The organism is Paenibacillus sp. AN1007 (assembly GCF_040702995.1).
Lineage (GTDB): Bacteria > Bacillota > Bacilli > Paenibacillales > Paenibacillaceae > Paenibacillus.
The window spans coordinates 313329-327383 of the sequence record NZ_CP159992.1 but is presented as its reverse complement, the minus strand read 5'-3'; the positions used below and the strand labels follow the sequence as shown (position 1 = coordinate 327383).

Here is a 14055-nt window from a genome sequence, read left to right as displayed (position 1 = left end):
CGTATCAATTTGGTATTATAGGAGGTTGCACCCATGAATATAGTTTCCATTGAACCAACACCGAGTCCAAATACGATGATGCTGCATCTTGACGAACGTCTGGAGGACGGGATTCGCAGAACCTATACATTGGACAACGAACGTTCAGCTCCGGCGTTTATTCGTCAGATGCTTCACATTCCGGGCGTGAAAAGTGTGTTCCACACCACTGATTTCGTTGCACTGGACCGTAAGGGGAATGCTGACTGGTCTGTCATTCTTGGTGAAGTACAGAGTCGTCTGGGTCAGGAAGGCGTAAATCTGGACTGGATTGAATCTGAAGATGCTTCAGGTGAGCACTTTGGAGAAGCACAAGTATTTGTACAATTCTTCCGGGGAGTGCCGATGCAGATACGGGTCAAAGCCGGTACGAACGAAGAACGCATTTCCCTGTCGGACCGTTTCGTCAAAGCGGTTACCGAGGTTGCCAGTGCCACGCTGATCAAAGAGCGCAAACTGAGCGATTACGGGGTACGGTACGGTGAACTGCCGGATATCGCGCGTGAGGTTGAGCAGGAACTGGAAGCCGCGTATCCACCTGAACGATTGGAGCAGGTCATCCAGCAGGCTATTGCACATGGTACCAATACAGAGGAGTTCATTGAGCACCGCCGTGCGCTGGAGGGTGCCGAACTGGAAGAAGCACTTCGCAGCGAAGACTGGAATGTACGGTATGCTGCACTGGATGGTATGGAGCCAACAGAGGAAAGACTGCCGCTTGTCGCTCAGGCGCTGCGGGACAGCAAAATGCAAATTCGGCGTCTGGCTGTGGTCTATCTTGGCGATATTCGCACACCTGAGGCGATGGAACTTCTATATGAAGCGCTGCGGGACAGTTCTCCTGCCGTGCGCCGCACAGCGGGAGATACGCTGTCAGACATTGGGGATCCTGCCGCTACATCAGCTATGATCGAAACGTTAACTGACAAGAGCAAGCTTGTACGCTGGCGCGCAGCCCGCTTCCTCTATGAAGTTGGGACCGAGGAGGCCGAGCAGGCACTCCGGCTCGCTGCTGAAGATCCTGAGTTTGAAGTGAGTCTGCAGGCCAAAATGGCCCTGGAACGCATCGAGTCAGGCGAACAGGCTGCCGGAACCGTCTGGCAGCAGATGGCAGGAAGGAATAAAAAGCAGGATTAGATTTTTCTTCAGCTCTTCCTTTAGTGGGGCCTTACAGATACACTCCAACATTTGTCATTGCACTGTAAAACGATGAGCGGTATACTTGTTGTCTGTTTGATTAACAGGTTACACGCTGCTCGAAGCGTGATTTCTCATTTCAATTTCATAAACAATAGATACACCTCATCCATTGTATGGTGAGGTAGAGGTCGCGGGTGCGATCAGTAAGCTGAAGAAGGCGCTAGGAGCCGCTGTTGAGATCAGCCGAAAGGTGTACCCGCCGAAGTTCACTGGACGTTCCTTTATCGGTCCGGTGAGCTGGGGCTCCGACCGAAAGGTGCAGAACTGTCACAGCACGTATTTTTATCTTTGTTCAAAAGGTATGGATTCTGCTGTGTTGAGCTATCTTAATCATCTGGGATATGGTGCGGATATTGAAGTTTAAGACCGCTGGCTTATGCCTGTGGTCTTTTTTTGTTTATGGACCTATGTAACAGCATCAGCAATACAAATGAAGGAGTGTTACCATGCAAGACCGCAGCAACCAATCACAAACAACAACTACCAGCGAGCCTTCCCTGAAAAAAGGATTGCGTGCACGCCACATGACCATGATTGCCCTGGGCGGCTCGATTGGTACCGGACTGTTTCTGGCAAGTGGTACAGCCATCTCGACTGCCGGTCCCGGCGGGGCATTAATTGCTTACGCGGCCGTTGGTATTATGGTTTATTTCCTCATGACCAGTCTGGGAGAGCTTGCAACCTTTATGCCGGACTCCGGTTCTTTTAATACGTACGCCGCACGTTTCGTTGATCCCGCTCTGGGTTTCGCCATGGGATGGAACTTCTGGTATAACTGGGCGGTTACGATTGCCGCCGAACTCGCTGCTGCTACAGTTCTCATCAAATACTGGTTCCCGGACAGCTCATCCATGCTCTGGAGCTTGCTGTTTCTGGTATTGATCTTTGCCTTGAATATTCTGTCCGTCAAAGGGTATGGAGAATCGGAATATTGGTTTGCGATTATCAAAGTCGCTACCGTCATCATCTTCCTGAGCGTCGGTGTACTTATGATCTTTGGTATTTTGGGCGGTGAAGCTGTTGGTTTCAGCAACTTTACCATCGGGGATGCACCGTTTCACGGCGGATTTTTCGCTGTACTGGGTGTGTTTATGGCGGCCGGATTCTCTTTCCAGGGAACAGAACTGATTGGCGTTGCCGCGGGTGAAAGCGAGAACCCTCGTGAAAATGTGCCTCGTGCCATCCGTCAGGTGTTCTGGCGCATTCTGATCTTTTATATCCTGGCTATTACCGTAATCAGTTTAATTATTCCATACACACACCCGAATTTGCTCAAAGGTGACTTGGAAAACATCGGAGTAAGTCCGTTTACATTGGTCTTCGAAAAAGCAGGGCTTGCCATTGCGGCTTCCGTCATGAACGCCGTCATTCTGACCTCCGTGCTCTCTGCCGGCAATTCCGGTATGTACGCTTCTAGCCGGGTACTGTATGCTCTTGCCCGGGACGGGAAGGCCCCACGTTTCCTTGGCAAGCTGAACAAACGCGGCATTCCGATGAATGCGCTGCTCGTCACCACGGCCGTTGGCATGCTCGCGTTTCTCGCTTCGCTCTTCGGTGACGGCATCGTGTATACATGGCTTCTGAATGCATCGGGTATGTGCGGCTTCATTACTTGGCTCGGAATTGCAATCAGCCATTACCGCTTCCGCCGCGCCTACGTTGCGCAGGGGCGAGACCTCAGGGACCTGCCTTACCGCGCAAGATGGTTCCCGTTTGGGCCAATCTTTGCTTTTGTGCTGTGCATCATCGTCATTCTGGGACAGAACTATCAGGCATTTATAGGCGACCTGATCGACTGGAGCGGGGTCCTTGTTGCTTACCTGAGTGTTCCGCTGTTCGTGATTCTGTGGCTTGGTTACAAATGGATCAAAAAGACCAAGGTTATTCCGCTGCAGGAATGCGACTTCTCCCCTGCTGATTCATCCGGCATGAATAAATAAGCTTTAAGGTATCCTTTCCCCTGTTCTGCTGAGAGTTCAGCTCTCTGCAGAACAGGGTTTTTCCATTTTCAACGAGATATAAATAAACCCAAATCACCTCAGATACTTTATGTTCCCTTATACCATTGTTAGATTTATGTTTTAATGGAAGCTGACAACGAATTATCCCAACATTATAATGATTACTGTTGTTTCATATATTTACGAAACCCCAGGAGGACCGTATGCAATTTCAACCTGTGTATCATGGTGGGGATTTAATCCTACCCGAGTTCGAATTGAATATGACATGCAGCCAGGTGTTTGGCATTATAACAGACCTGAAGCGCAAGCAGGTATTAATCGAGCAGCTGCAGGACCGTTCACAGTACTATATTTTTCGAGCGCAGCAAAATGAATATTTGCATCTAACCGTAGAGGAATTGATTACGTTTCTAATTAACGTCACCGAGCGTAATGAACGTGCATCTGCACTACTGGAATATTTCGCATTAAAAGAAAGTCGCAAGTTAAACATTAAAAAGCTTACTCCATCCAAAAGAATGTATGTGACTTTATTACGTGCTTATTTTGCTCATCAGCCTACGCTTGTACTGGAAGAGCCCTTCTTTTATTTAGAGGAACAGGATCGTCGTCAATTCAAACGTATTGTGGATGATCTCTCGAAAGAGAAAAACATTTTGGTTATCACTTCAAATGCCGAGGATGCCCTTATATGCTGTGGTGTCATTTACCGTTTAAATGAGCTTGGATTTCAGCACATGGATATTCAGGATGCCGAAGAGGAGCAGCAGGATACTCAGGATCAAGACACGCTCAATATTACCTTGCAAAAAATTTATACGAAAAGGAATAACAAGGTGATTCTATTCAATCCCCCTGAAATTGATTTTATCGAAAGTATAGACGGTTCCGTGCTTGTTCACGTAGATGGGGAAAATTATAACTGCAGCTTGACGCTTACTGAGCTTGAACAGCGACTAGCGAATTTCGGATTCTTTAGATGCCATCGGTCTTACATTGTTAATCTACAGAAAATTAGAGAAATCATTACATGGTCGAAAAATAGCTACAGTCTTCGATTACATACAGGCAAAGATACCGTTGTCCCGTTATCTCGAACCAAATTACAGGACTTAAAAACACTTCTTAACCTTTGATTCTGTGTTCGAAGACGGCTCAGTCAACCATTTCTGGGTACAATTCAGCGCAAAATAGCTGCATTTCAGGGGATTTTGATCGCTAACGGCACGCACCCTCTATATAGTTAAGCCATAAACGCTAAGGAAGTGGTGTGAATGGCAGTTATCGATGTAAAACATATCGGGAAGAAGTTCGGACCTAAAACTGTATTATCCGACGTATCTTTTTCCATTCCAAAGGGAGAGATTTTGGGTTTTCTTGGACCGAGCGGTTCAGGAAAAACGACATTAATGAAGCTGCTCACAGCACAGTTAAATTCCACAAGTGGACAAGCATACATTTTTAACGAGCCAGCGGACAAGATGCATGAGTCAGCACAAAAGATGCGTTTTGGCATTTTGGCCGATAGCAGCGGTTTATATGAAAGATTAACAATTGAGGAGAATTTGCAATTGTATCGCCAGCTGTACGATTTACCGAAGTCTTCAATTGATAAGGCACTGCATTTTGTAAACCTGAGTGGAGAACGCAAAAAGAAGGTGAGATTCTTATCCAAAGGGATGCGCCAGCGTGTCCTGTTAGCACGCGCAATTATTCATGAACCTGAACTGTTATTTTTGGATGAACCTACCTCAGCTTTAGATCCGGTTAACACAGCCCATATTTATAAAGGATTACGGTCTTTAAATGCAAACGGAACAACGATTTTTCTAACGACGCATGATATGGCAGAGGCCGAACTGCTGTGCAGCCGTGTAGCGATCCTGCATCGGGGACAAATCCAAGCCATCGGCACGCCCAAGGAGCTTAAAAAGCAGCATCGGGAGCATATCGTTTCTATTGAATTAACAAATGCGGAAACATATGAGCTTCCAATCAATGGGGAAACGGCTGACAAAATCGCTCGTTGGATGAAATCGGAATTCATTGACCGTATAGAAACAAAAGAACCCAGCCTAGGCGATATTTTTATCAAAATGACTGGAAGTGAGCTGCTATGAATATATCTTTGAAACGCACACGAGCCATATTTATGAAGGACTATAAAGAGTTCTCACGAAATTACGGTCTCTCCTTCATGCTGACGGTCCCTATTATTTTTGCTGTCCTTTTTCGGAGTGCAGGTCCGAATTTGCCTGGAGCAATCGGTTTTCTTCTCAATCTTTCCTTTGTTCTTTTCACATGTTTCGCACAAGCATGTTTATTGGCAGAAGAAAAGGAACGCGGCACGCTGCGTTCCTTAATGATGACGCCGGCAACAACCTTTGATGTATTAATCGGTAAAAGTGCGCTCGTTTTTGTGATGTCTGCTGTGGTATTGAGTATTTCCATCATTATATTGGGGTATAAGCCGCCGAGCCTGTGGGCGTTTGCGGCAGCCAACTTTTTTTCGATTATTCTATACACAGCACTCGGAACAATTTGTGGTTTGTACTGCAAAACGCTGGTTGATGCCTCCTTTTCCATCCTGCCAGTATCAACCCTCTTTACTGGAGCACCGTGGGGAGCGGTATTTGAGAATGAGTATCCGATCCTCAAAGTGCTGGATTATATGCCAAGCAGCCAGCTTGTGCATTTGCTGAACATCCCCCATACAGGGTTTACGACGGAAGAACTGACAAAACCTCTTCTCTTTATTTTGGCATGGACGGTTGTAGTAACGATCGGATCTGTTGTTCTATACCAGCGAAAATTAAAAGATGAATAGACACGAGGAGGAATTCAATGCCCCGGAATGCAGCCGCCAAATTCTTTCAGAAATTCAGGAATCGCGAAAATCGGTTAAGACTGGAAGGTTATCGAGAAAAAGTACTTCTCATCCGGCAGCAGCAGCACCATAAGCATGCTTGGAATGATAGCCAACTGCAGCTGGAATCTCTCCGGCTAATAAAGGAAGCAAAAGCAGGTGCTTCTCTGGACGAGCTGCTTATTGATGCGTATGCATTGGTCTGCGAGGCAGCACATCGAACCCTGGGTCTGCAACCTTATGATGTTCAAATCATGGCGGCTATTGCGCTGCATGAGAGATTCCTGATCGAGCAGCATACGGGCGAAGGTAAAACGCTCTCGGCGGTTATGCCCGCATATCTCCATGCACTCACAGGTAGAGGTGTTCATGTCCTGACTTTTAACGACTATCTGGCTAATCGTGATGCTTTATGGATGGGGCCCATCTACTCCCTGCTTGGATTAACGGTTCATTCCGTTAAAACCGGCATGAGTATGCCGCAGAAACGGGAAGCATACGTTGCGGATATCACCTACGTTACAGCCAAAGAAGCGGGGTTCGATTACTTGCGAGACACCATCGCTTTGGTGGAAACCGATACTGTACATCGTGCGTTCCACTACGTTATCGTTGACGAAGCAGATTCACTGCTGCTCGACGAAGCGCGTGTGCCGCTAGTTATCGCTGGCGAACCGGATACGACCCGCAGCGAAGCGTACCCTTTAGCAGATGTGGTCAAACAGCTGCTCGAGAATGAGCATTATCATTTTGATGAGTTCAAACGGAATGTTTACTTAAATGAGACCGGCTCGGCCAAAGTAGAATCGCTGCTGCAGTGCGGTGATTTGTACGAACCATATAATAGTGGTCTGCTGATGTCGCTGAATTGTTCGCTGCATGCAGTACTGCTCTTGAAAAGAGACATCGATTACCTTGTTCAAGGTGACGAAATCAAGCTGATCGACGAATATACCGGCCGTGTCGCGGAGAAGAGGCATTTGCCCGAGGGACTGCAGACAGCGCTTTGTGCCAAGGAAGGATTACCTTCTAAGACTGGCGGAAATGTGCTTGGCACAATCACTCTTCAGCACTTTATTAGTCTGTATCCGAAGATTTGCGGGATGACTGCTACTGCAAAGGCTTCGGCTTTCGAATTTGAGAATATATATAATCTGCAGGTCTTGCAAATTCCGCCAAACCGAGAAAACATACGAATCGATTATCCGCATCGCATTTATACCCATAAGGAAGCCAAATTTAAAGCACTTGTTCAAGAGATTAGGTCTGTACATTCAACGGGACGCCCAATACTGATCGGCACATCGAGTGTTGAAGAGTCTGTTATTCTGGCGGAATCACTCGCCAGTGCCAATGTGCCTTGTCATGTTCTGAATGCAAAGAACGACGTGGAGGAAGCCGACATTATTGCCAAAGCGGGAGAAATCGGCGCTGTAACCGTTTCGACGAATATGGCGGGCCGCGGCACCGATATTAAACTTGGTGGCGGTACTGCGAACCATCAAGCTGCAGCTGCACTGGGCGGTCTGTATGTCATTGGCACAAGCATGAACCAAAACGTGCGGATCGACAACCAGCTGCGCGGGCGAGCGGGTCGACAAGGTGACCCCGGCGCTTCCGTCTTTTTCTTAAGTTTGGAAGATGAGCTGATGCTTCAATTCGGCGCTGATCTCACAAAGCGTAATTTTAAGCAGGACGAACCGCTTGAAGATCCAGTACTCCGCGAAAAAATAGACTATATTCAGCTTAGAATTATGGCTCAACATTTCCACATCCAGCAGGAATTGAATAATTACTCTGACATAATTGAGGTGCAGAGACGTATCTTACACGAGAAGAGAATGCAAATCTTACAGGGAGCAGTGCCGATGAGCCCTTCAGAACAGCGGGTGCGGCTTTTCTATATAGATAAGCTCTGGGCTGAACATTTGGCTTACGCTTCCTACATCCGTGAAAGCATTCATCTGACAGGTCTTGTTAAACAGAATCCGATTGATGAATTCCATGAGCAGATTATTCAGGCATACGAGCGGATACCGGCTGAAATAGATCGAATGTCGGCAGAGATGCTGCGCAAACTGGAAGGTACCAATGATCCGGCAGTGTGGGAAAAGTTCGGACTTAAAAATTTTCCGTCCACATGGACTTATATGATCAATGATCAATACCAGGATGACATGTTAAATCGCGGCTCATGGACCCCAATCATGATCTTCGCTTATTGGCTAAGGAGAATGTTGAGACCGATATTTGGGTGGGATTATATATAATCAGCACAGCCTTCTTCTTTAAGCACCTCACACTCTTCTGTCCATATTTTGTATAGGTTGATCCGTACAATAGAAAAGGAGCATCTATTATACCTCAACCGAAGGAGAGCTGTACTTTGAAAAAATGGTCTGTCCTGCTTGTGCTGTTAGGCCTGTTGACGATCAGCTTTCCCACGCTCCAGGGAATGTATTATGACTGGCAGCAGAGCCGAGTCCTGGATGAACTGGAACATCTTCAGTCGGGCTTGTCCCAGCTGAATCATACCTTTGAACGCAGTGTCGATACCGGTCATGCAGACCAAGAAGGAACAACTCAGGCTGCTGCCAAACTTTCTCCCGCTCCCGGAACACTTGGAATTATCTCTATTCCGGTTATTGATGTGCGTCTGCCTATTCTGGAAGGTGCGACTCAGGAAAATATGAAGTTTGCTGCAGCCCATCTGGTGGAGACTGCTTCGATCGGACAATCGGGTAATGCGGCCATTGCTGCTCATCGTGCTCATCGAAAAGGTCGTTTATTCAACCGGTTGGGTGAGCTTAAACTGGGTGATTCCGTAGAAATCACACTTGCCAATCAAACAACCATACACTACGAAATCGACAAGATTACCGTGGTGGAGCCTTCCGATGTATCTGTACTGAAAGACCCGGGACTTGGAGAAGTTCTAACTTTAATTACCTGCGATCCGCTGATCGATGCTACACACCGGCTCATTATACGCGCTGTAAAAGTAAACACTTGAATAGACTGCTTCACCGTCATCCAGCCTGAACCAAAGAAACGTCAAAACACCCTCCCGCCTGCTCACGAAGATCCATTCTTCGCGGCATAGGCTGGAGGGTGTTTAATTATACGTTATACATATTAGTTCAGGTTAGTGTCAGCGTCTCACTTTAGCGTTGGAATCTCTCTCTGCGGCGGAAGTATAAGTACCCTGCACTCCCAATCGCCATCAGCATTAAGCCCGAGACCGTGTAAGCGATGGAGCTCTCTTCACCTGTCTTCGGCAGCATACCTTGAGCTGACGAATGACTGCCATTTCCTGATGAAACCTCACTTTCAGATTCTGTGCCAGTAGAAGGGGTAAGCTCACCATCTTCGCCCGCATCATCACCTTCTGTCACCTGAGGTTCTGTCTCATTTCCTTCACCTGTCTCAGGGGTCGAAGGTACTGCCGGAGTTGAAGGTACTTCTTCGGAATCATCATCCGGTTTGCTTGTGCTCCCGTTTTGTTCTGCCGGTTGTGAAGGGTCTGTGACCACTGTACCAGGCACGGTTATCCCTGGTTTTTCTTCTACAGGAGTATTTGGCTTGTTTGAATCAGGAGTGTTAGGTTTCGTTGGTTCCGGAGTGCCGCCAGTGCTTGGCGTACCTGGATTATACGGTTCACCTGGTCCACCTGATACCGGAACAGCCTGATTAGTTTTTGCTACAACAATCGGTTCGGTCTGCTGAGCTGTAATCTCAAACACAACCGGTGTTTGGTCCAGTTGATATCCGGCCGGGGCTTTAACTTCAACCAATTGATACGTATTCGGTTCAAGCTGCTTCAGGTTAATTTCACCACGAACATCGGTTATCAGCAGCGCAGAATCGATGCCTGTGACTTTGTTAAACAACCATTCTCCATCCGGTCCCATAAGTTCCGATTGAGCACGCAGCTCAAAAACGGCTCCCTGCAGATGCTGTGTTCGGCCTGTATTATATTTCACGAGTTTTACCGAACGGTCATTTTCCTTGTTTTCAATCTTGACCTGATTGTCTGGCTTGGTAATGGAGATCGAAGTCTCTGGTGTTTCAATGACAAAACCTTCCGCTTTGGTTTCCACCAGTTTATACACACCATAAGCCAGATCGCTGAACTCAATGATGCCCTGCTGATTGGTTACTCCTTTATCTACAATGCTGTTGGAAGAATCCCGCAGTTCGAACTCAATCCCGCTTAACGGAGATTGATCCTTGGCGTTCACTTTCGTTACAGTCAGTTTGCCTCCTGTACCGATCTGGTTCGTCTTTGTCAGTGTCACAATCTGTGTCTGGTTCGCTGTAATCGTGAAGGAAATCGGTGTACTGTCCACGGTGTAGAAGTCAGGAGCCTGAATTTCAACTAATTCATACGTTCCTGCCTCCAAATCACCCTTAGCAATTCTGCCGTCTACTCCCGTCGTGAGTTCATCCAGCTTCTCACGTGTTGAGCCCTGTATGCGATACAGTTCAAACACGGCCCCCTCCAGCACTTTGGCGGAATCGGCTGCATCCAGCTTCTTCAGTTCAAATCCCTGGCGAATCTTTTCGTTTACAATCTCGAAGGCTGCGGCTGCATCCTTAAACAAAATCGTTTGTCCTGAAGCCGAACCATATTCCGGGTCAGCGAGATATCCCGCAGGCGCTGCAGCTTCTTTGAGACGGTATGGCACACCGTTGGTCAGGTGAAGACGGTAATTTCGGCTGCTTTCCGCCATTCCGTTCTCATCTGTCGGTTCCAACGTTTCCAGAAGAATTGTGCCGGAAGCATTGTAGATGGCAAAAATGGCTCCTTTCAGCGGCTCACCGCTGTCATCCACTTTATGCACTTTGATCTTGCCGAGACCCGTCGATGCGCCTCCACCTGCACCAGCCATCGATACTCGAATCCCTGCCTGGTTCCCTTCTCCCACAACGAAAGAAGACTGTCCTGCATATTCGGCCTTATTCTCGATTCTATCGCCGTCATCCGCGTTAATATAGGACTGGTATTCCAGAAGGTAAGCTGTGTTAATGTCATTCTTGAAAGTAAAGGTGAAGGTGTTGCCTTCTACCACCAATTCATATTCCGCTGGATCAACCAGCCCAGCTTTTACCGAAATATTGCCCGAATTGTTTGCAGGCAGCTGGACTTCATACAGCTTTAATGAGTCGGCAAGCAAAATTTGATTGCTGGATAATGTGTCTGATAGTTGGGAACCTGCCGCAACGAACGACTGACTCGGGTTCACGTTCACGACCCATGAAGCCAGATCGGATGTCCCCACTTGCTGTCCTGTCTTCTTCACATATACTCCGCCATGGGCAGGTGTAACCACAGCTTCCTTGTCAAAGCGAACAGGTCCGCCATCCCCATCCGTCAAAACAGCATGATTGCTGTATGAGCCTTCCACCGCATAAGCTCCATCCAGACTGGTTTGATATACGACGCGGTAAGCCGTTTTGCCGATGTTACCCAGATTCAGTGTAAAACCTTTGCCATCGGGATTAAGCTGGAACTGACTTGATGTCAGCACAACTTCATCACCAACAGAAGTAACATTGTTGGCGCCCCTCAATTCAAGCTCATACACTTTAAATGAGCCCTCCACAAAGGATTGATTACCGATATAGGTATCCTTGAGAACAGCATCCTGAATATCATAGAGATTGTAATTCACATCAATTGTCCACGTGATCGCCTTGTCTTTGGCGCTGTATTCGCCCCGCTTGTTCCCATTCTCAATGGTGTAATTCTGCGGTCTGACAACAGCAGACTTGGTAATGGTGGTCTGTGCAGCGCCTGCTTCCTTCCAGTCTAACGCTGCTGTGTTGCGATATTCATTATTTGTCGGCATTCCTGCCGTTGGATCAAAGCTTGTTTTGTACGTAATCACATGCCGTTTATCGATCATACCGCCCGGCTTCAGGCGAATCGTGAAGCCTTTTTCGAAATTGGCATCTTCCGGGTCAGCCAGTGGTGCTTCCTCGAACTGATCCTTCTGATCTCCACTGATCTGCAGACTGTCTGGAATGAGCTTCATATGTCTGCCTGTATAGTCATCTGTGATGACGATATCAGTCATCTCTTTCTGATCCTGATTGAGCACAATCTGCCACTCGATTTCTTTGGTATTGAAATTTTCACTTTTTACACTTTTGGCTAAAATGACTTCCTCAATATTTTTTCGGCCTTCCTTGGTCGTGCCATCCTGTGTATTCACGGTATTAACTACAGTCTCATTCTCGTATATACGCGGTATCGCTTGGGTTTTGTATTCAATCTCATAAGCTTTGTTAATACCGCTGTTGAACTGAAGCTTAAAACCTTCATTAAAGCCGTCATCAACACCACTTACGGTATAGTTTTCAGGACCAACTAATGTTTTCGTCCCAGGACGACCACCAGATTGAATCTCAACTTCATATACGTTAATTGAATCTGCAACCAGTCTCTGTCTGGTTGTATCAAAACGGTCTTCCAGCCACGCATTGGACTGTGTGATGCTCTGCTGATTATAGTTGTACTGCACCTTCCATGTAATCGTCTGCGTAACCGGGTCATATGCACTTTCCTGGCCCGACTTGTTCAGCGGCTCATTGAAGCTGACCGTTACACGGCCAACATCGGATTCATTATACTCACTCTCATTTGCTGTTATCGCTGCTTCATTGGTATAAAGGACTCCTGTATAAGGAGCACTCGTCGGTGCCTTAATGCTGGTCTTGTAGGTAATCCGGTATGCCTTGTCGATATTCCCAAGATTCACCGGGAACTGGGATGCTCTATCGACCACCGGTCCTTCCTTCACAGAACCGTTTAACTGCACCTGAAGCTCACGGATTTCAATATCCCCCTGAAGTGAAAGCTCTGGTGGCAGTGTATCCTGCAGAACAACATTCGTCATGCTCTTCTCGCCTTGGTTAAAATCGACCGTCCAATCAATATGATCCGAGTTAAAATTATTATTATTGGCTTTCCCTGACTTCTGAATTCCATCCTTCGCGGTATTTGCAAAATTCACATCAATGATACCTTGACCTGCGCCGCTAAAGTCGATCTTCTGTTTCAGTCCGTCTTCCATTTTACTCTCGTCAAAATTGAGCCAGACATAGAAGTTTCCTTCCAGCTTGGCATGTTCAACCAATTCATTAAAGGTAAATACAATGGTACCGTCCGGGTTCACAACATATTCCCCGACTCCCCCGTCCAGGTTCCCTTTCAGCTGTGAGCCTATAATAAATTTGTCAGGCAGACGGAATGTAAAGGTTGACCCGTCTCCGTAAGAATGGGCATCATCACCGAATCCCCATGTAAAAACAACCGCAACCTCATCTGATATCCGCGGACGAATATCTTCGATCTTGTCTCCTTTAACTTCGATCTGACCGCTGCCGTTGTACTCCGGTTTCTGGTTGTACATCTGCACACTCGTGATCAGGTTCTCCTGAATCTCCGAAGCCGCAGCGGGAGCAGCCATAGGGCTTATGCTTGCTTCATTCATTTCCTCTGCAGACACCGTGGGGTCCACTTCTTCTGCTTCCGGGACTGCTTCTTCATCTGCACCAGCTTCCGTGCTGACCTGTTCTTCAGGCAGCGTATCCTCTTCCAGTGCAGATGGTGATGCTGGATCATTCAATGTACCGGCTGACATATGATTTGTGTCATCCTGAGCATGCACGGTTGATGTTAACACCATCCCTTGCAGCAATTGCGTAATGAGCAATAGTGCAATCAACATGATGCCCAATCGTCTCTTCATGTTCCACATATCCTCCTCGTTCATAATGTTGGCAGACGCCGAGGAATAGAATAACAGGGCAACATATACAAAAAATAGACAACATACATTTTCGTAAACAGAACAGCAAAAAGAGCGCCCCTCATATGGAGCGCTCCTATTACGCTATCAGATTGTTGATCCTGCAGCACATAGATTGTAGATTGATAATATCTACATTTGAAGCTTATTGTATTTCGTGTGAATATGC

At 47.1% G+C, this 14055-nt stretch carries 8 protein-coding genes and 1 riboswitch; of the genes, 7 read left to right on the top strand and 1 reads right to left on the bottom strand.

The genetic code is table 11. The features are described from left to right. Positions 1–33 precede the first annotated feature (33 nt). The 7 genes from ABXS70_RS01325 (at position 34) to ABXS70_RS01295 (ending at position 9082) form a co-directional block, all read left to right on the top strand. A complete protein-coding gene (locus ABXS70_RS01325) occupies positions 34–1176 on the top strand; it encodes a virulence factor (protein ID WP_366293392.1) in 1143 nt (380 codons plus the stop codon). 177 nt (positions 1177–1353) lie between these two features. Further along, a riboswitch (Lysine riboswitch) is annotated at positions 1354–1571 on the top strand. Between the two features lie 114 nt (positions 1572–1685). After that, positions 1686–3179 (top strand): amino acid permease, encoded by a 1494-nt coding sequence (locus tag ABXS70_RS01320; protein ID WP_366293389.1) that lies wholly within the window; start codon positions 1686–1688, stop codon positions 3177–3179. Positions 3180–3403: 224 nt separating this feature from the next. After that, positions 3404–4339, top strand: a complete 936-nt coding sequence (locus ABXS70_RS01315) for a LytTR family transcriptional regulator DNA-binding domain-containing protein (RefSeq protein WP_366293386.1) — start codon at positions 3404–3406, stop codon at positions 4337–4339. Positions 4340–4477: 138 nt separating this feature from the next. Next, on the top strand, positions 4478–5323 hold the full coding sequence (locus ABXS70_RS01310; RefSeq protein ID WP_366293383.1) for an ABC transporter ATP-binding protein: 846 nt from the start codon (positions 4478–4480) through the stop codon (positions 5321–5323). Beyond that, a complete protein-coding gene (locus tag ABXS70_RS01305) occupies positions 5320–6030 on the top strand; it encodes an ABC transporter permease (protein WP_366293380.1) in 711 nt (236 codons plus the stop codon). Before ABXS70_RS01310 ends, ABXS70_RS01305 begins: the two co-directional genes overlap by 4 nt. 17 nt (positions 6031–6047) lie before the next feature. Beyond that, entirely contained in the window at positions 6048–8339 is a 2292-nt protein-coding gene (locus ABXS70_RS01300; protein WP_366293377.1) for a DEAD/DEAH box helicase, read from the top strand. A gap of 116 nt (positions 8340–8455) precedes the next feature. Beyond that, the gene (locus ABXS70_RS01295; protein ID WP_342552817.1) at positions 8456–9082 is read left to right on the top strand and encodes a class D sortase; all 627 of its coding nucleotides are present in this window, start codon (positions 8456–8458) and stop codon (positions 9080–9082) included. Positions 9083–9233: 151 nt separating this feature from the next. Here the strand turns inward: ABXS70_RS01295 and ABXS70_RS01290 are convergent, their stop codons facing one another. Beyond that, a complete protein-coding gene (locus tag ABXS70_RS01290; RefSeq protein ID WP_366293374.1) occupies positions 9234–13826 on the bottom strand; it encodes a collagen binding domain-containing protein in 4593 nt (1530 codons plus the stop codon). Between the last annotated feature and the right edge of the window lie 229 nt (positions 13827–14055).

Coding starts and splice junctions, on each gene's coding strand:
- ABXS70_RS01325 (WP_366293392.1), top strand. CDS start 34: ATGAATATAGTTTCCATTGAACCAACACCGAGTCCAAATACGATGATG.
- ABXS70_RS01300 (WP_366293377.1), top strand. CDS start 6,048: ATGCCCCGGAATGCAGCCGCCAAATTCTTTCAGAAATTCAGGAATCGC.
- ABXS70_RS01290 (WP_366293374.1), bottom strand. CDS start 13,826: ATGAAGAGACGATTGGGCATCATGTTGATTGCACTATTGCTCATTACG.
- ABXS70_RS01305 (WP_366293380.1), top strand. CDS start 5,320: ATGAATATATCTTTGAAACGCACACGAGCCATATTTATGAAGGACTAT.
- ABXS70_RS01315 (WP_366293386.1), top strand. CDS start 3,404: ATGCAATTTCAACCTGTGTATCATGGTGGGGATTTAATCCTACCCGAG.
- ABXS70_RS01320 (WP_366293389.1), top strand. CDS start 1,686: ATGCAAGACCGCAGCAACCAATCACAAACAACAACTACCAGCGAGCCT.
- ABXS70_RS01310 (WP_366293383.1), top strand. CDS start 4,478: ATGGCAGTTATCGATGTAAAACATATCGGGAAGAAGTTCGGACCTAAA.